This window comes from Orenia marismortui DSM 5156, from assembly GCF_000379025.1.
In the GTDB taxonomy this organism is placed as follows: Bacteria; Bacillota; Halanaerobiia; order Halobacteroidales; family Halobacteroidaceae; genus Orenia; species Orenia marismortui.
Genome location: NZ_KB900618.1, coordinates 278,073 through 297,055, shown reverse-complemented (window position 1 = coordinate 297,055; position 18,983 = coordinate 278,073). Strand labels below are relative to the sequence as shown.

Below are 18,983 nucleotides of genomic sequence, written 5' to 3'. Positions count from 1 at the left end.
TCTAATATTTTTTAACATATATAGTGCTTATTTTCACAAGTATTGAAATATATAACTTTAATCTACTAGCTTATCTTTATTAGTTCATTATTTTTTATTAATATAGTGTTTATTTTCACAAAATAATTAATAAACTAGGAGTGATAAGAATGTTTAAAGAAACAACAGATAATGTAGCAACAGCTGCCAAGAAGAAAGTAAGTTTTATGAATAGTAATTTAGCTAGATATTTTGTCTTGTCTATGCTGGCTGGTATTTTTGTAGGCTTTGGAGTTATGCTGGTATTTTCAATTGGTGCTCCACTAAAAGCAGCAGGTTCACCACTGATTAAGACGATAATGGGAGCAAGCTTTGGGGTAGCACTAACATTAGTCATCTTTGCTGGTTCTGAATTATTTACAGGAAATAATTTAGTGATGGCAGTTGGTTGGTTATCTGGAGAGGTTAGCTTTAAAGATATGATAAAGTTATGGTTTTGGTGTTATTTAGGTAACTTAGTGGGATCTATTGGAGTTGCTTGGCTATTTTTTAAGACAGGATTGATTGCTAAAGCTCCAATATTAAATCTGATCTTGGGGGCAACAGCAGGAAAGATGAATGCACCAGTCTCTGAACTGTTTTTTAGAGGAATCTTATGTAATATGTTAGTTTGTTTAGCGATTTGGATGGGAATAAAGGCTAAGAATGAAGTCTCTAAATTAATTTTAATCTTCTGGTGTTTATTTGCCTTTATCGGTAGTGGCTTTGAACATAGTGTCGCTAATATGACAATCTTAGCAATGGGATTATTTATTCCAGGGCATCCTGAAACTATCACAGTTGCAGGTTATCTAAGAAATTTAGTACCTGTAACTTTAGGAAATATAGTTGGTGGAGCATTATTAATTGGAGCAGTATATTGGTATGTATCCAATAATTCTACTGAGACTAATATAGATCAAGATATTAAAGAAGTAGCTTAACTATTTCAACCTTATAAATAAATTTATAAAAATAAACTGACCTATTATAGGTCAGTTTATTTTTATTTTTGCAAGAATATATTGTTTTATATTTAGTTTAAAATTAAAAATGAAGTGTTACTTTAAGACCTCTTTAATAACTCTCTGAGCATTCTTATAATAAATCTTTTCTATCTCATCAAAAGTAAAGTTAGCTTTTTTTAAAGCATCAGTCAGTCTAGCTATTTTTGCAATATTATTAATTTCTAATCTGCAGTCAATACCATCAAAGTCTGATCCGATAGCTATAACATCTATTCCACCAACTTTTTTAATATGGCTGATATGTTTTATCATATCATTAACTCTACTAATTTCACTACTACCCAAAAAATCAGCTGCAAAGTTAATTCCCATTATTCCGCCTTTATTAGCAAGGATCTTGATCATATCATCGCTTAAGTTACGAGAATGATCTTTAATAGAACGTGAGTTTGAATGGGAAGCTATAAAAGGTTGAGATGATAACTTTGCTACATCATAAAAGCCTCCATCAGATAGATGAGAAACATCAATTAACATTCCTAAATGGTTCATTTCACAAATGACTTTTTTACCAAAAGTACTAAGACCTTTATTCATATATTCTTTCTTACAGTTAGGATAGCCAATAGAATTAGGATAGTTCCAAGTTAAGGTTATTAATCTGACTCCTAAACGGTAGAAATTTCTTAGATTAGCTAAAGTACCTTCTAAGACTTCACCTTCTTCAATGCTTAAAAAGGCTGAGATTTTATTATTCTTTTTATTAGTAATTAAATCTTGGTAGTTTTTAGCTATTGCTATTTGATCTTTATTTCTATCTATCTCTTGGTAGAATCTATCTAGCATTGCCAAACAATGTTCAAGTGGTGAAGCTTTCTTATCAATTTCTTCTAAGTCCAAAAAAAGTGCAAAAAATTGTGCCATGGAATCTGCTCTTTTTAATTTTTCAATATCAACTTGAAATTGATTTTTTCTTAAATTAGAAGAGATTTCATTATTAAAAATTCTATAAATTGTATCACAATGTAAATCGATTAACTTCATTTTAGCACCTCACTAATTAAGTATTTATAAAGCAATGGTAATGATTGACTAGTAACCGAAGGCTATACTTTCTATTAATATTGTGAATATATTAATTAAGACGATAAAATTCACTAATTAATTTTTACTTCTTAGTTAATAATATAATAACAGCTTTTATGCTGATAAAGCAATTAGATAATTAAATTTATATATAATATGAACCCTTTATCGGTTTCTATATAGATAAAAGCAAATTTAGGAGTGATATAGTGAGAACGAAAGTTAGGATTCACTATGATAATGGTCATAACTTTGAGAACCCTGTCTTATGGATTTGGCAGAATGCTAAGAGAAATATTGAACAAGAGGTTAAAGCATCTGGTAGGGATAGCTATGGTTTTTATTATGATCTAATGCTAAAGAACTCAACATTTAACTTTAAGTTTAAAGATCAAAAAGCAGAAGATGTTATTTGGGAAAAGGAGCAAAGTAATCGTTTTTATAATCCAGCTTTGGGAGGAGAGGTTTGGTCTAAGGCAGGTTGGCATAATATCTATCGAGTTAAGCCGGCAGAAGCGATAGGTCATATTACAGAGGTCTATGAGGAAATTAAAGATTTGATTCCCCAAGAGAACTTTTATTTGCCAACTACAGATGTATCAGAATTTCAGATTCCTAGTTTATTGGGAGCTCATAAGTTATTAGATGGATCTATTAGTTTTGCTTTCTTTCATCCACGAGCAGCTCAGGTATCTTTAGCCTCGAATTTAAATGGATTTTATAGGCCGGTAGATTATAGTAGGCTAGAAGATAATGATAAGCTAATTCCTTTAAAGCTATATCGTGGTTATTATAATCAGCCTAATATCTGGTGGGCTATAATTTTAGCAGAAGATATTGATAATAGCTTAGAGCAGATAGAATATAAATTTTATGTACAAGGTGGCACAGCTGGAAACGAAAGGCAGGTTTATGATCCGTATACTAGAGTTTATAGTGATGAACTAAAGAGATGTGTTGTAGTTGATCCTACAAGCTTTAAATGGACAGATCAAAAGTGGAGGACTCCAGATATCAGTGAACTGATTATCTATGAATTAAATGTTTATGGTTTTACAGATCGAGATTCTGATATTCCTGAAGATGAACAAAGTACTTTTCAAGGGGTTATTAGAAGGATTAAAGCTGGGTACTTCAATGATTTAGGAGTTACTGCCTTAGCCTTAATGCCGACTTCAGAAGCTTGGACCTATTTTGGTTTAGGATATGATCCCTGTAGCTTTATGTCTGTAGAAAAGGACTTTGGTACACCAGATGAGTTTCGGGAATTGGTCAATACAGCACATCAGCATGGTTTAGCAGTTATTATAGATCAAGTATTCAACCATACTTCTAATAAATTTAATCCCTTGTGGAATTTAATTGATGATGGGTCAGATCGTGGTGGTCTTTATTTTGCTGGGAGTACACAATGGGGTAATCGTTTAGCAACAGGCAAAGATGAAGTAGATAATATGTTAATAGATTCTTGTAAATTATTTATTAAGGAGTATCATGTAGATGGTTTTCGTTTTGATGCAACTAGTAGTAATTATACAGATCATAAATTACTTTATGAAATACAAGATGAAATTAGAAACTCTGGATTTAAATCTGATGCAATTTTAATTGCCGAAAACTTACCTAATGAAAGTGATCTTAACTTTCAAGGTTATAATGGTTATGCCCAGTGGAGTGATATTTTTCATGACAAGATAAAAGCTCTATTAAGAGAAGGGATTTTTAGAAATTGGTGTGATAATAGTCCAGAGGGTTTGGGAGATATCTTTTATTTTTCTAAAGGTCACTTTGCAGCTCATACAAACAATGTCATAAATTATAGTGAAAGCCATGATGAGACTAGTGTTAAATTCGAGGTTGAAAGTAATAATATCTTGGAATGTGATATTAAAGAGCGTAAGTCTAGACTTGCTATGATAGCTACTATGGTTGCTTTGGGTCAGCCAATGATCTATATGGGCCAAGAATTAGGTGTGAGAAGGGATAGGAATAATATTGATATTAACAAAATAACTCCTGATCCAAATTGTCCAGGGTATGAGTATAATGATTTTTATCATTGGACCCAAAAATTGATTAATCTACGAAAGAAGTATTCTGCTTTAAAGATAACAGGCTATAATCCAATTGAGTCAGGACAATTTAATTGGGTTATAGGTCCTTGGTTATCATCAGAAGCAGGAAGAAACAAGAGAGTTATAGGTTGGAAGACAAAAGATGATCAGGATGAGATGTTAATATTACTTAATTTTGAGAGAGAAGAGGTCAAAGTAGATTTAAATATTGCTTATTCAGGTCTGTGGTTTAAACTAGCAGATATTGAAGGTGTTTATAGTGAAGATGGTGGTAATGAATATAATAATCTGGAGATTAAAGATAAGCAATCTAATGAGTTCTTACTGCCACCTTATAGTGGGTTTATTTATAAACGAATATAGTAACAGATATGTGAATATAAAATTAGATTAAGAAATATTAATATAGCTATAGGTAGAGGTTGCTACATTTTTAGCTGCTGGTTATTGGCTACTAGCCGCTGGCTTAGAGCTTATAAAAATAATACTAATAGCTAGAGGCTAAAAGCTAGTAGCTAGCGGCCAAAATGTAACTTTATACTTATTAAGTTTGATTTTGAATTTGGATAATTATATCTTATTAAAGACTTTAGTCCTTAAAATTAATTTTAATTAAAAAGATAAAAGAAAGGGTCTTTTAAAAGACCCTTTCTTTTATCTTTTTATGTTATCTAAGGATTTTTTTAAGAGAAAAGTACCTAGAGCCAAAAGAATGACTCCTAGCAAGTTAAACCATAAGGGTTGAAATTTTGCAGTTTGGGTTAAAGGAGTATTATAGCCATTAATTTTGTAAGGTATTAAATATAAGGATATAAGAGTCCAACTGTTATAAAAAATATTTGCTATTATACAAGACTTTAAAGATTTGCTACGAACATATAGCCAACCTAGCAGTAAGTTTAAGGTAAAGATACTTAAAATATATTGTGGGTTAAAGGATAAGAAGGTTGCACATAATGATGATAATAAGACCCCATTACTAATCGAATAGTTTTTTAATAATTTTCTCAGTATAATCCCTCGAAATAAAAGTTCTTCTAATATAGAGGTGATTATTATAGACAGACTAGATATAATCATAATTAAAGGAGTATTAGTAGAAAATAAAGCATTTGAAATATCTACTATTTCTACAGATAAAGGATAGAAGCTTTGTAAGATATTATTTGACTCTGACAATAGAATATTTAAAGCAAGGCTTAAAATAATTAGAGGTAAAAGTCTTTTGATAGGAATTTTAGATTTGAAAAATAAGCTTCCAAAAGATAGATTGTTTCTCTTGAAACCAAGATATAAAACTAGAATTAGGGTTATAGGTGGGGTTAATAAGCTATATAATATAGCCTTATAAGTATGGGATAATTGGAAAAGAGATAATATAAGACTTAGAATATTAATAGTTAGAAATTGAAAGAAAAGAAAGAAGAAGATCAATATAATCAGATCGGTGATTTTAGGATTAGTTTTTCCATCTTTCATTAATTCTGCCTCCTTAATATTAAAACAAAAGCTATTATATACAAATATTATAGTCTATATATCCTTAAAAGGCAAAATTTTAATTTTAATTCTGCAGTTAATATATATAGAAAAGTAAGCAGGAGTTTAATGATAAAAGTTTAAATAAATTATTAGAGCAGCAATTTATTTTATATTAGTTAAATTTATAAGTTCGTTAATCTGTATATAATAGCTTAGATTATTTATAGTTGTTACTATATAAATACATAATTCTTTGAAAGTATACTTAGATATTAGCTTAGTTGATATTTATATCAATTTATTCTTCAAAATAGATATCAAGAGATTATAACTGAAGTTTTTAGATTCTTATAAAAGGCTATGTGGTTTAAAAAGTTAAGGAGGTTTAGTTTATGGATAGTAGAGAAGATATAATTTTTGCTTTAGATATTGGAACCAGAACTGTAGTAGGAACTGTATTAAAATCTGAAGCTGATGAGTTAAACTTAATTGCTTCTGAAGTTGTTGAGCATAAGAATAGATCAATGTTAGATGGGCAGATTCACAATGTAATAGATGTAGCTAATCAGGTAAAAGAGATTAAAAATAGGCTAGAGGAAAAATGTGATTTAAAACTAAATAAAGTGGGAATTGCAGCAGCCGGTCGAGCATTAAAGACCGTTAAAGGACATCATGAAATAGAGTTTAAGAATAAAAAAGAGATTAGTCCTGAAGATGTAAAGATGCTAGAATTTGCTGCTGTACAAGATGCACAAAAGAAGCTAGCAGCAGGTAAGGATAAAGAGAAAGCAAGTGGTTATCACTTTGTAGGCTATACCTTATTAAGCAGTAAATTAGATGGAATTGAAGTGGGTAGTTTAATCAGTCAGAGGGGCAAGAAGATAGAGATTGATTTAATAGCTACTTTCTTACCAAGAATAGTAGTAGATTCTCTATTAACAGTAATTAGACAGGCTGATTTAGAAGTAGATCATTTAACTTTAGAGCCAATTGCAGCTGCTAATATTATAGTTCCACAACAGATGTATAATTTTAATTTAGCCTTGGTTGATATTGGGGCTGGTACTTCTGATATTGCAATTACTAGAGATGGAGCAATTATTGGTTATGATATGGTTCCAGTAGCTGGTGATGAGATAACAGAAGCCATTTGTGAAAATTATATGGTAGATTACCATACAGCAGAAATGATTAAAAGAAAGTTAAATAGTGCAGAAGAAGTAGAGATGAAGGACATTTTAGACCAGAAAGTTAAGATTTCTACCCAAAGTATCATTAAAAATATTGAAGCTACGATTAATAATTTGGCTAAGTTAATTGCTGAGGCGATTTTAAGGTTGAATGGAAGAGCACCTCAGGCGGTAATCTGTATTGGTGGAGGAAGCTTAACTCCTTTATTAAGAGAAAAAGTATCCCAATATCTAGAATTACCAGTTAATAGAGTAGGAGTTAAGGATGGAGAGGAGATTCAAGGGGTAAGAGGAAAGATTAAAGATATTTCAGGCACACAATCGATTACTCCATTTGGAATTGCAATGAGTTGTAAGAAGAATCAAACTAGAGCCAATTTCATTGATATTGAATTAAATGATAACTTAATTCATCTATTTACTTTAACTCCTCCTAAAGTATCTGATGCATTATTGGCTGCTGAACTTGATATTAAAGCATTAAAAGCAAGTCCAGGGTTGGCTATGTCAGTAGAGGTGAATGGTAATTTGAAAATGATACCTGGCACTATGGGTACTTCTGCTAAAGTATTTATTAATGGAGAAGAAGCAGGGATTGATAGTGAGATTAAAAATGGAGATAAAGTAGATATTGAATTAGGAGAAAAGGGTAAAAATGGTTCTGGATTAATTAAAGATGTGGTTCCAGAATTACCAACAAGGAAAATTTTTATTAATGGTGATGCTATAGAATTAGATGTAATTTATTATCTGAATGGAGAAAAAGTTAATAGCAGTCAAGAATTATCAGATGGAGATAAGATCAGCTATACAATCCCACAAACGGTTGAAGATGTGATAAGTGATGTAATAGGTTTCCCTATTGAGAAGTTGAGATTTAATAAGATAAACTACAGTTTAAATGGTCAGGATAGAGAGTATAAATATCAAAATTATAAGATTAAGGTTAATGGTAAAGAAGTTTCTTTAGATAAAGAAGTAGATGAAGGTGATAAGATTAGCTTTGTAGAGAATAATTTTTTTAATCTGAAGATCAAAGATATATTAGGCGATCTTTCAGAAGAATCTATGATTAATATAGTTTTTAATGAGAAGGCAATCGCAGTACCAGCTAAAGATTATAAATTGTTAAAGAATAATAAGCCTGCAAAATTAGATGATATTATCCAGCAAGGTGATGAGATTGAGTATCAAAGTGGAGGTATTAGACTTAATCAAGTATTAGAGCATATTAATTATAAGATTCCAAGGTCTTTAGGAGGAAAGTTAATTATAGAAAAAAATAATCAGAAGGCACAATTGATTGAAGCTTTGACTGATGGCGATAGAGTCAAAGTCTATATTGAAAATAATAAATAATTCTCTTAATCAGGGAAAGGTAATTGCTTAAGAGTAGTCTAAAATATGAATTGCTTATTAAAAGGATTATAGGACTAATTTATTGATTTTATATTGAGTAATTTTAGATTAAATTTAAATATGATAACAATAAAGGGCTGGTCGTATTATACGACCAGCCCTTTATTTGCTTAGTTCAGCTTTCTTTTTTTCATAGTAGTAAAGACATCTTTTAATGTTTTAGATAACCAGAAAGCCAATAAAATCAATCCAATAAACTCAGCTATAGGGAAAGCAAACCATAAAACATCTAAGCCAAAGAAGATTCCAAGTAAGTACATAATCGGTAGTAAGAGTATCATCTGTCTTAAAAAGGATAGAATTAGGCTAGGTAATCCTTTGCCTAAAGCTTGAAAAGTACTAGAACCAATAATTGCAGGACCGATTATAGGAAAAGCAAGGCTGATTCTTTTTAAGGCTATAACTCCAATCTCTATTAGTTTCTGATCTTTATTGAATAATCTAATTAGCTGCTCTGGGAATATTTGAAAAATAACAAAGCCTGCTGTAGTAAAGATAAGTGCTATTAAAAAACCATACTTCATTGTTTTTTTCATCCGGTCAGGCTTATTATGTCCATAATTATAACCAATAATAGGCATGTAACCTTGATTTAAACCAAAGACAGGCATGAAAACAAAGGATTGTAATCTAAAATAGATTCCAACTACAGCAATAGCAGTAGCATTATAACCTCCTACAATTATATTAACAACTGCAATCATAAAGCTTGCCAATAGTTGCATAACCATTGCTGGTAAGCCAACTTGATAAATCCCTTTCAGAATTTCAAAATCAAATTCAAATTCTTCAAGCTTTAATTTAATTTGATTTTTATCACTAAACAAGATTAAAGCTATGAAGATTCCACTAATAATTCTGGCAAAAACAGTAGCATAAGCTGCACCTGCAACTCCTAGCTTTGGGAAAATACCTATTCCAAAGATTAGAAAAGGATCTAGAACAATATTTATAATTGCTCCAATTAACATTGTAAGCATTGGCATTAGGGTATTTCCTTCTCCTCTTAAAATATTGTTAGCAACGATAGGAAAGAATAGTGCCAAAGATCCAACTAAGATAATTCTTGTATATTCTACTCCTAAATCAATCAATACAGGGTCTGAGGTGAAAATTCTAAATATAATATCTGAATAAAAGAATCCAACTAAACCTACTAATATTCCGTAGATAAAGGTTATTAAAATTACATGTTCAGCGGCATTATTGGCTCTATGTTCTTTCTTTTCTCCTAATAGTCTAGAAATGAGTGAGCTTGTTCCTACACCAGTACCTACTGCAATAGAAATTAAAACCATTTGAATTGGAAAGGCTAGTGATAAAGCTGATAATGCTTCTGTACTTAACCTACCAATATAGATGCTATCCACAACATTATATAAAGCTTGTATAACCATACCTATAATAGAAGGTATCGATAGTTTTAGTAGTAAAGGTACTATTGCTTCAGTTCCTAATTTATTTTCTTTTACTTTAGTCTCCATATTTACTCCTCCTTTAAAGGAGTTGATTCAACTCCTAAATTAAAACATATTTTTTTAATTACTTTTAAGAAAACTTCAATTTCTTCTTCTGTTAAATCTTTTTTCATCTTTTTTTCATTAGATTTTAGTATTCCTATAAACTCTTTTTTGAAATCTTTACTTTTGGGGGTTAAATATAATAACTGTCTTCTCTTATCATGGGGGTCTGTCTTTTTAATAATAAAACCTTTATCTACTAATTTTTTAATAGCTCTTCCTGCAGCAGCTTTATCAATATTGTAAAAATCACATAAGCTTTTTTGGCAGATGCCTTCTTTTTTATATAGAGCAATTAGAAAAGGATATTCTCCCCTTCCAATCCCGTAATTACTAAGCTTTTTATTTAATAATGTAACATTAGATCTATAGGCCATTGAGATATATCTTCCAATATGTTCATCTTTCATATTTTCACCACCTTAATAGTTGATAGGTCAACTAATATAATATATAAAAGTAGTTGACTTGTCAACTACTTTTATATATTACTGGGAGTTATATAAATTGCAATATAAAATGCACGGTTTTTTATTACTCAATACCTCATAAATTTTAAGCTGCCTTTAACTGTTCTTCAAATATATAATTTGCATTCTTAAACCCAAACATTTTTCGTGGATAATTATTTATCCATCGCTCAATTCTTTTAACTTCATTTCTGCTAATATTCTTAAAGCTACTTCCTTTTGGTAAAAACCTTCTAATCATTTTATTTAAATTCTCATTACTACCTCTTTGCCAAGAACAATAAGCATCAGCATAATATTGACTAGTTCTTGAGATATCACTTCCTGTAAAGGAAGTTTCTATCCCTTCATAATCATAGAATTCTTTACCATTATCTGTAGTTATAGTTTTAAATAAGTCTCTAAATTTTCTAACTCCTATTCTTCTTTCTACGCGATCTAATCCTTTTATTACAGATTCTTGAGTCTTATTAGGTATTAGTTCTATTATTTCTTTGCGACTATATCTCTCTGTTAAAACTAATAAAAAGGGCTCATCTTTACCTTTCCTACCCTCTACTAAGTCCATTTCCCAATGACCTATTTCTGACCTTTTATCAGCTTCCTTAGGCCTATCTGATATCTTTCTTCCCTCTTTTCTCCTTTTTGTTGATTCTTTTTCTTTCTGTTTAGATTTATTAGTCTTTTTATATCTACCATAAACCAAATCTTCTCTATCTATAAACAGAATGCCTTTATCTATATAATTATATATCGTCTTCCAATGTATTTTAATTTCAAACCCATCATCCTCTTTAATCATCTCTGCAATTACCTCTGGAGAATAATTTCCTTTTATTTTTTCTTCTATGAATTCAGCTAATTGATGATCTTTTCCTATTTTAATCTTAGCTCCTTTAGCAGTCGCATTGTTATCATATAAGTTTTGAGCTATATCAGCATCGTATTCTATTCTTTTAGTGTAATCTGAATTTAATAATACAAGCTTTCCCCTTTCAATTTCTCGACTTATTGTCGTCCTATGCCTCCCTAACTCTCTTGCTATTGCTGTCTTCGATTTGTTTTGTATATTATATAAATGTTCTATTATCTTTCTCTCTTCCCACTTTAAATGTTTTCCTTTTCTACTTTTTGTGTTATAATTATTTTGGCACATATTTAATACCTCCAATGTTTGCTTTGGTCAGTTAACATTATATATGAGGTATTAATGTGTGTCATTTTTTATTTTTTGAACTATCCGTGCATTTAATTATACAATGCACCATTACTGGGAGTTAAAATGTTGCTTATTACTCTTTGACGTACAAGTAAAACTAAATGATCTTATACTTATTATACTGTAGTTTATTTTTAGAATTTATTTAATTAATCAAAAATAATTTTTCTTTAGTAATAAAATTTAAAAAAAGAGGATTTTATTAGAAATAATCTAATTATAATAGAGTATACTCTATTTAATATGTTTTCATTTTATATTAGCTAATAATTTAGTAGGATTAATTAAAATATAACTTTTTATTTCTAAGAAGGGGGTGAGATTGGTTGAAAATTAAAAAATTAAGTAAGGGTGGGGTATTGTTAGCTTTAGGAGTTTTAATTCCATATATGTTTCATTTGACAGCGATTGGAGGGAAGGTATTTCTTCCAATGCATTTTCCAGTCTTATTGGCTGGATTATTGTTAGGACCAGGCTATGGATTAATTATAGGAGGATTAACTCCGATATTAAACTTTATAATCTCTGGAATGCCACCAATGCCTTTTTTAATATTAATGTTTTTTGAGTTAGCTACTTATGGATTTTTAAGTGGTTTAATTTATAAAAAATTAAATTTAATGACTAGTCTAATAACTGCTATGTTAGGTGGAAGACTGGTTTATGCTTTAGTTATTTGGTTTGGAATTAATCTTTTCAACATTGATAACTTAGGTGATCCACTACTAATGGTTAAAGGTAGTATTATTAGTAGTTGGCCAGGTCTGATAGGGCAATTAATATTGATTCCTACAATTATATTGGCTTTAGAAAGAGGTTCTAAGCCTAAGATTGATTATAAACGAAGGGTATAATTCTTAATTATTAATTAAAAATAATACATGATAAAAAGTGATAAGGTAGATTTAATCTACCTTATCACTTTTTTGTTTATCAGGGTTTATATTTTTATCGATAGTTAGTAACTATTTTGCACTATCTAAAATTATAAAGAAAATAGCATGGTTAAAAAATACTTTATTGCAAATAATAAACTAGAAGTTCATTGTTAATTAACTTTTATTAACCATGTGGAGGTGTGATAAGATTTATTCTAATATAGATAAGAGAAGATATTTAATTATTTTATTAGCTATTTTAATAATTATTTTAAGCTTATTAGTTATTTTCTTAGCTCAAACTTATATTCCAACTAAAACTTTGAAGCAAGAAAATTCTATTATGAATACAGAATTATATAATAGTATCAATGACTATTTAGAAGAAGATAGACTTTATGAGAATAAGTCTAAGAATAAACTCTTTAATAATAATGATCTAAATAAGATCAGGACAGCTGTATTACTTTACTTAGAAGATCATTATACTTTCCCTAATAGTATTGAGGAATTAAAAAATGATTATTTAACAGATATATCTATCTTGAATTCTAAATGGGATTATAGGATTGACCAAATTAAGAATAAAGATTTACTCTCTCTAATTGTAAAAGTATTACCAGAAAATAAAAGATCAACCTCCAATGTAACAATTGATTTTAAACCCTATAATTTAGTGGTAGATAGATCTAAGAATAGGTTATTTATTAGAGAGGGAAATGATATATTAAGAAGTTATCCTATAGCTGTAGGAGGGATTGATAATCCAACTCCAGTAGGAGAGTTTAGAATTAAGAATAAGCTTAAGTTAGAAGGAGAGCAAAATAAGATCTATGGTGATTATTGGATAGGAATTGATTTGTGGACTAGAGGTGGTAGTTATGGGATACATGCAAGCAATAATAAGAAAGTAGATCTTGAAGAACAAAATTCTAAGGGCTGCATTAGAATGGAAGCAAGGGATCTAGAAGAGCTATATAATACAGTTCCTATTAGAACTAAGATAGTTATAAGATAGAAATTAAGCTTCCTCTTATAAAAGTTACTAGCTTCATATAATTTAAGCTTAGATCTAAGATAATTGTAGAGGTTAAAGAGTTAGTGATATTTATTGATCTAATCTAATACTAAGAAATGGTGAATAACAAGTGGTAAGTTAATTTAATTATTGAAATTTTTCTATATCTTTGAGTATAGAAATTTGTGTAGTATAGAGATAAATATATTAAGTTTTGAATGACTTACATAAGATGTGTTGCAACTCATTTAGAACTTTAATTTATTAAGAGCAATAAAGAAATTAACTCTTAACTTTAATTATTCTAAAGATTACAGAGGAATTTTGAATATTTTTGTCTAATTATTAAAATTAAGAAGATTTTTATAATTAAATTGTATTAAAATAAAAGATAAGTATTTTTATTTTAGATTCATAGATTAGGGTTATATAAGGTTAGATTGAAAGGTTATATTATTCATAAGTTTTTATTCTGGTATGGCACATTAAGATGAAATAGGTGAGGACTGTGAAGTTAAATAAAAAGAATAGAGGAATAAAATTAAATGATAGCTTGATACTAAAGGTTAATATAATAATAATAATAGCATTAATTTTATTTATATCAGTGTTAGCACTGTTGATTAATAATTTGGTAGCTACTAAAGTAAATAAATTAGCTCAGGAAAGAAATCTAGAGATAGCTCGATCTTTTAAGGAGAGAGCTGATAGTTTTTTAGATCAAACAGAAATAATAGTTCAGACCCTTAGTAATGAAAGTGGAATTAAAAATATTGATAAGAAATATATGTTAAAGAAGTTTGAAGAGATAGACAGTGAATATGATTATTTTTTAAATATATACTTTGGCACAAAGTCAGGAGAATTTATATCTTATTCTAAAGTAGATGATGAAGGTTTTGATCCAAGGCTAAGATCATGGTATAAAAGAGCTGTAAAAAATGAAGGGATAATTTGGACTAAGGTCTATGAAGATGCATTTACAGGCGAAAAAGTTATTACTGTTGCTAAAAGAGTATACAGTTCAGCTGAAAAGTTTATTGGAGTATTAGCAGTAGATGTAACTTTAGAAACTTTAAGTAATAAATTAGTTAGTAAAAAGGTAGGAGAAAAAGGATTTGCCTACATGATAGCTAAAAGTGGAGAATTGATTGCTCACCCTGATCAAGGTCTGATTAATAAAAAATTTGATATAAATCAATTGTTTAATATCGAGAAAGTTTTAGCTAATAAAGAAGGTAATTTAAAGTATAAGTATCAAGGTGAAATGAATTTAGCTTCTTATGTTAGTATTGATAGGATAGATGGAGTAATATTGACACAAAATCCTCTAAGTGAGGTTTATGATATTAGCAATCAATTAAATAGGAAGATTATACTTTTAACCTTGGTAGTTATTATTATGTTAACCTTAATTGTCTATCTTATTAATAGACAATATTTATTAATTCCAATTAAGAAAGCTGTAGAGTTTGCCGATGGGGTATCAAATGATCCTTTTAATGCTCGAAAGATTGAAATTAAAAGAAAAGATGAGATTGGAGTTTTATTGGCTGCACTTAATGGAATGAGTGAAGAAATTGAAGCAAATTATCAACAATTAGAGGCTTATAATGAGGAAATAACTGCCCAAAATGAGGAATTAGAAGAAGCATATATTAACGCTAATAAACTAGCAAATGATTTGAAAAATCTGATTGAATTGTTATCTAATTTATCACAATCAACTATTAGGAATGAAGAGGAATTCTTATCTTATCTATTAAATAAGGCAATAAAAATCATTCCTGAAGCTGATTATGGAAGCGTTTATCTCTATCAAAATAAAAAAGTAAAGTTTCTTGATGCTATAGGTCATGATTTAGATAGCTTAAAAGACTTAAATCTCAGTGAAGAAGAATTTAAAAAGAGAAATAAAGGGGTAAATGTTATCAGAGATATTATTTCCTTATATTCAGCAGATGACTATGAAAAGGAGAAATTACAAGAAGCATCCAAACCGATAAAGGAGACTATCTCCTTTGATCTATATGATAACAATGAAGCTTTAGCTGGTATTAGCTTAGATATAGGCATAGATAGCAATAAGAATTTTGATAAAAAAGCAGAAGATCTAATGAATGCATTTAAGAGTATTATATCTTCTTACTATGCTATGCAAAAATACAATGATTTACAGGATGAATTTAAGAGGGGGATTATCTTCTCTATCGTAAAGATGTTGGAAATACATGATGAATATACAACTGGTCATTCAGAGAATGTTGCAAAAATCTCCAAGAAGATAGCTCAAAGAATGGATTTATCAGATATAGCAATAAATCAAGCTTATTGGGCTGGATTAGTTCATGATATCGGAAAAATATTAATTCCAAAAGAGATTTTAAATAAAGAAGAGAAATTAACTGATGAAGAATATAAATTGATTAAAGAACATCCAGTTTGGGCGTATGATACCTTAAAGAGTTGCGAAAAATTAAGAAACATAGCAGAAATTGTACTATATCATCATGAAGCATGGGATGGTGGTGGCTATCCAGAGGAAATTAAAAAAGATCAGATTCCACTTATTTCTCAAATTATTACAGTAGCAGATACTTGGGATGCAATGAGATCAAATAGATCTTATCGCAAAGCTTTAGATAAAGAGATTGCTATTCAGGAGATTAAGGAGAATAGAGGTAAACAATTTGCACCTAAGGTAGTGGATATTTTCTTAAAGTTATTAGAAGAGAATAAAATTGATAATTAATTATTAAGGCTCTAGAGGAGGAGATTTTATGGGCTTTTTAGATGGGCTTATGGGGAATGCAACAGAAATGAATTTGGAAGATCTTAAAGAGGAGCTAAGTGAGATATTAATCGAAGGAGAAGTAATTGAAAAAGGATATAAGGTATTAAGAGATTATTTTGTATTTAGCAGTCAGCGCCTTATACTTGTAGATAAGCAAGGAGTGACTGGAAAGAAGGTTGAGTATCATTCAATACTATATAAAAGTATTAGACATTTTAGTATAGAAACAGCTGGAACTTTTGATGCTGATTCAGAATTAAAGCTTTGGATAGCAGGATCAAGTATGCCTCTAACAAAGCAATTTGCTAAGAATAGTAGTAATATTCTTGAGGTTCAGAGAACATTAGCTAAGTATTTATTAAATTTATAAAAGAAAAACTCTATATTTTAGTAAGAGATGTATTTTTAATAGCTTCACTATCTTAAGATAGTGAAGCTATTATTTTTTTGTTAGTAAAGAAAGTATACTTTTTGAGTTTGTGGTCAAGTTATAGCTTTGCTTTTAATAGTAACTAGTTATTAATTAGCAGTCACTAAAGTAAGAGAGACTAGTTTCTTCTTTTAATAAGTCTTAATTAAATGATAGCAGATTTGAATTTAATAATTATTTAAAGAAAATTATTATTTTTATAAACGTGAGATTTATCACAACATAAAAACTTTAGATATGCTATTATATAGTTGTGAAGTAAAGAACAAAGTTTTGAGGGCTTTAGAGCAGCTATATGGAAAAAGGAGTATTAGATTTAATTTTATTAGGAAATAAGAGATGGATAAGTGGATAATTAATTATTAGTATTATTTTTGTCAGTTGATTCCTCTCTTGTTTGGAGAATGAGCTAATCATACTACTAGTTCTTAGAAAATTATAATACTAGATAGTAAATGTGAGTTTTGTCACAAATGATAGATTAAAAATGTGATAAGATAGGTAGCGAATGCAAAAATTTGGAGTTTTTAATGAATTAATTCACAATTCAATAGTTAAATAGAAAAATTAAAAGGGTGGGTGAAAAGGATATGGCTTATAAATTAAATTATGTAGAAGCTGATGATATTCTAAAGAAGCTACAGAATGAATACAAAATTTATGCACCAACTAGAAAGAAGGATAAAGGAACCTTTTCTGATACAGATCTAATTACTTATGGTCAAGTAAATAGTTTTGCTGAGATTGAGTTTAATGAAAAGACTAAATATTCTCCCAAGGATATTGTTTTTCCAATTACTCAAACATTATTCTATTTTAATGGTGATGAATATATTGAGGCTGAAGAAGATACTGATAAAGTAATTGTCTTTTTAAGACCTTGTGAAGTGAATGCTTTTAAAAGGTTGGATAAGATCTTCTTAGAAAATGGTCCAGAAGAAGATATTTATTATAAAAGGTTAAGAGAGAAGGTTAAGTTTGCAGTAATAGAATGTACAGAGGGCTTTGATTCTTGTTTTTGTGTTTCTATGGGGACTAATGAAACTGATGATTATTCAATCTTCTTAAGAATAAGTGAAGATGAAGTATTTTGTGAAGTGAAAGATGATAGCTTAACTCAAATCTTTGTAGATCAAGAAGAGGTAGAATTTACTCCAGAATTTATTCAAGAGAATGAAGTGGCAGTAGAAGTACCAGCACTAGAAGATATTACAACAGATCTATTTGAATCAGAGATTTGGAAAGAATATAGTAAACGCTGTATAGGTTGTGGTCGTTGTAATATGTCTTGTCCAACCTGTAGTTGTTGGACAATGCAAGATATAGCTTATAAAGATAATGAGAATCTTGGAGAACGAAGAAGAGTTTGGGCTGGATGCCATATAGATGGATATACAGAGATGGCTGGAGGTCATGACTTTAGAACAAATTATGGAGATAGAATGAGATTTAAGACAATGCACAAGATTTATGACTTTCGTAAGCGATTTGATATAGATATGTGTGTGGGCTGTGGTCGTTGTGAAGATGTTTGTCCAAAATATATCTCATTTGTTGGAGCAATTAAGAAATTAAATCAAGCTATTAAGGAGGGGAAAGCAGATGCCTAATAATCCTTATATACCAAAAGCTGTAGAGATTACAGATATTACTGCACAAAGTGAAGTTGATTACACATATAGATTAGCAGTAGATTTAGATGTTGATAATGGACAATTTGTAGAAGTATCTATTCCCAAAATTGGAGAATGCCCAATCTCTGTTAGTGATTTTGGTGATGATTATATTGATTTAACTATCCGACATGTAGGAAAGGTAACTAATCAAATAGCTCACTTAACAGTAGGAGATAAATTAGGGATTAGAGGTCCTTATGGGAATGGTTTTCCGATGGAAGAGTATCAAGGCAAGGACTTAGTGATTTCTGCAGGGGGAACTGGCTTAGCTCCAGTTAAGAGTATTATTAATTATTTTTATAGAAATCCTAAAGTAGTTAACTCCTTAACTTTATTGCTTGGTTTTAAAAATCCAGCTAATATCTTATTTAGTGATGAAATTGCTAAATGGAAAGCAGCAGATCACATTAATGTTATTTTAACAGTTGATGAAGGAGATCAAGCTTGGGATGGGAATGTTGGGTTAATTACTGGCTTTGTTGATCAAGTAGACTTTAGTAATCTAGATAATATGGAAGTAATTATTGTAGGACCTCCAATTATGATGAAATTTACTAGTTTAGAGTTTATGAAGTATGATATTCAAGAAGAACAAATTTGGGTTTCTTTTGAACGGAAGATGTCTTGTGGAATTGGAAAGTGTGGACATTGTAAGATGGATGACACTTATATCTGCTTAGAAGGACCAGTATTTAATTATACAAAAGCTAAAGAATTAGTTGATTAAAGGGGGGAGTAAT

14 protein-coding genes are annotated in these 18,983 nt (G+C 29.6%); 9 read left to right on the top strand and 5 right to left on the bottom strand.

The window, feature by feature from the left end; genetic code table 11:
* The first annotated feature begins 149 nt into the window (after window positions 1–149).
* Window positions 150–962, top strand: a complete 813-nt coding sequence (locus OREMA_RS0107415; RefSeq protein ID WP_018248635.1) for a formate/nitrite transporter family protein — start codon at window positions 150–152, stop codon at window positions 960–962.
* A gap of 117 nt (window positions 963–1,079) precedes the next feature.
* On the opposite strand, the gene OREMA_RS0107410 is transcribed toward OREMA_RS0107415, so the two are convergent.
* Window positions 1,080–2,030, bottom strand: a complete 951-nt coding sequence (locus OREMA_RS0107410; RefSeq protein ID WP_018248634.1) for a dipeptidase — start codon at window positions 2,028–2,030, stop codon at window positions 1,080–1,082.
* Window positions 2,031–2,281: 251 nt separating this feature from the next.
* Here OREMA_RS0107410 and OREMA_RS0107405 point away from each other — a divergent pair, with 251 nt between their 5' ends.
* A complete protein-coding gene (locus OREMA_RS0107405) occupies window positions 2,282–4,510 on the top strand; it encodes an alpha-amylase family glycosyl hydrolase (protein ID WP_018248633.1) in 2,229 nt (742 codons plus the stop codon).
* A 291-nt stretch (window positions 4,511–4,801) separates the two neighbouring features.
* Here the strand turns inward: OREMA_RS0107405 and OREMA_RS19425 are convergent, their stop codons facing one another.
* The gene (locus tag OREMA_RS19425; protein ID WP_407667764.1) at window positions 4,802–5,227 is read right to left on the bottom strand and encodes a CPBP family intramembrane glutamic endopeptidase; all 426 of its coding nucleotides are present in this window, start codon (window positions 5,225–5,227) and stop codon (window positions 4,802–4,804) included.
* A gap of 794 nt (window positions 5,228–6,021) precedes the next feature.
* On the opposite strand from OREMA_RS19425, the gene OREMA_RS0107395 reads away from it, so the two are divergent.
* Window positions 6,022–8,178, top strand: coding sequence for a cell division protein FtsA (locus OREMA_RS0107395; protein ID WP_018248631.1), 2,157 nt, complete (start codon window positions 6,022–6,024; stop codon window positions 8,176–8,178).
* Between the two features lie 170 nt (window positions 8,179–8,348).
* On the opposite strand, the gene OREMA_RS0107390 is transcribed toward OREMA_RS0107395, so the two are convergent.
* The 3 genes from OREMA_RS0107390 to OREMA_RS0107380 all read right to left on the bottom strand — a co-directional run bounded on the left by OREMA_RS0107390 (window position 8,349) and on the right by OREMA_RS0107380 (window position 11,384).
* Window positions 8,349–9,722: an MATE family efflux transporter gene (locus OREMA_RS0107390; RefSeq protein WP_018248630.1), complete on the bottom strand. Its 1,374-nt coding sequence runs from the start codon at window positions 9,720–9,722 to the stop codon at window positions 8,349–8,351.
* Between the two features lie 2 nt (window positions 9,723–9,724).
* Complete coding sequence (locus OREMA_RS0107385) at window positions 9,725–10,168, bottom strand: MarR family winged helix-turn-helix transcriptional regulator (RefSeq protein WP_018248629.1); 444 nt, start codon at window positions 10,166–10,168, stop codon at window positions 9,725–9,727.
* A 145-nt stretch (window positions 10,169–10,313) separates the two neighbouring features.
* Complete coding sequence (locus tag OREMA_RS0107380) at window positions 10,314–11,384, bottom strand: IS30 family transposase (RefSeq protein WP_018247563.1); 1,071 nt, start codon at window positions 11,382–11,384, stop codon at window positions 10,314–10,316.
* 389 nt (window positions 11,385–11,773) lie between these two features.
* Here OREMA_RS0107380 and OREMA_RS0107375 point away from each other — a divergent pair, with 389 nt between their 5' ends.
* The 6 genes from OREMA_RS0107375 (at window position 11,774) to asrB (ending at window position 18,970) form a co-directional block, all read left to right on the top strand.
* Entirely contained in the window at window positions 11,774–12,301 is a 528-nt protein-coding gene (locus OREMA_RS0107375) for an ECF transporter S component (RefSeq protein ID WP_018248628.1), read from the top strand.
* Window positions 12,302–12,668: 367 nt separating this feature from the next.
* Window positions 12,669–13,343 carry a L,D-transpeptidase gene (locus OREMA_RS18310; protein ID WP_169331532.1) on the top strand — a complete coding sequence of 225 codons (675 nt, stop codon included), beginning with the start codon at window positions 12,669–12,671 and terminating at the stop codon, window positions 13,341–13,343.
* Between the two features lie 508 nt (window positions 13,344–13,851).
* Window positions 13,852–16,095 (top strand): HD domain-containing phosphohydrolase, encoded by a 2,244-nt coding sequence (locus OREMA_RS18305; RefSeq protein ID WP_018248626.1) that lies wholly within the window; start codon window positions 13,852–13,854, stop codon window positions 16,093–16,095.
* A gap of 28 nt (window positions 16,096–16,123) precedes the next feature.
* On the top strand, window positions 16,124–16,507 hold the full coding sequence (locus tag OREMA_RS0107360) for a PH domain-containing protein (RefSeq protein ID WP_018248625.1): 384 nt from the start codon (window positions 16,124–16,126) through the stop codon (window positions 16,505–16,507).
* Window positions 16,508–17,157: 650 nt separating this feature from the next.
* Window positions 17,158–18,177, top strand: a complete 1,020-nt coding sequence (asrA, locus tag OREMA_RS0107355; RefSeq protein ID WP_018248624.1) for an anaerobic sulfite reductase subunit AsrA — start codon at window positions 17,158–17,160, stop codon at window positions 18,175–18,177.
* Window positions 18,170–18,970, top strand: coding sequence for an anaerobic sulfite reductase subunit AsrB (gene asrB / locus OREMA_RS0107350; protein ID WP_018248623.1), 801 nt, complete (start codon window positions 18,170–18,172; stop codon window positions 18,968–18,970). Before asrA ends, asrB begins: the two co-directional genes overlap by 8 nt.
* The last annotated feature ends 13 nt before the right edge of the window (window positions 18,971–18,983 follow it).

Bases quoted from the DNA above. Each gene is read 5' to 3' on its own strand.
- OREMA_RS0107415 (WP_018248635.1), top strand. From the start codon at position 150: ATGTTTAAAGAAACAACAGATAATGTAGCAACAGCTGCCAAGAAGAAA.
- OREMA_RS0107410 (WP_018248634.1), bottom strand. From the start codon at position 2,030: ATGAAGTTAATCGATTTACATTGTGATACAATTTATAGAATTTTTAAT.
- OREMA_RS19425 (WP_407667764.1), bottom strand. From the start codon at position 5,227: ATGATTATATCTAGTCTGTCTATAATAATCACCTCTATATTAGAAGAA.
- OREMA_RS0107395 (WP_018248631.1), top strand. From the start codon at position 6,022: ATGGATAGTAGAGAAGATATAATTTTTGCTTTAGATATTGGAACCAGA.
- OREMA_RS0107390 (WP_018248630.1), bottom strand. From the start codon at position 9,722: ATGGAGACTAAAGTAAAAGAAAATAAATTAGGAACTGAAGCAATAGTA.
- OREMA_RS0107385 (WP_018248629.1), bottom strand. From the start codon at position 10,168: ATGAAAGATGAACATATTGGAAGATATATCTCAATGGCCTATAGATCT.
- OREMA_RS0107380 (WP_018247563.1), bottom strand. From the start codon at position 11,384: ATGTGCCAAAATAATTATAACACAAAAAGTAGAAAAGGAAAACATTTA.
- OREMA_RS18310 (WP_169331532.1), top strand. From the start codon at position 12,669: ATGAATACAGAATTATATAATAGTATCAATGACTATTTAGAAGAAGAT.
- OREMA_RS0107360 (WP_018248625.1), top strand. From the start codon at position 16,124: ATGGGCTTTTTAGATGGGCTTATGGGGAATGCAACAGAAATGAATTTG.
- asrA (WP_018248624.1), top strand. From the start codon at position 17,158: ATGGCTTATAAATTAAATTATGTAGAAGCTGATGATATTCTAAAGAAG.
- asrB (WP_018248623.1), top strand. From the start codon at position 18,170: ATGCCTAATAATCCTTATATACCAAAAGCTGTAGAGATTACAGATATT.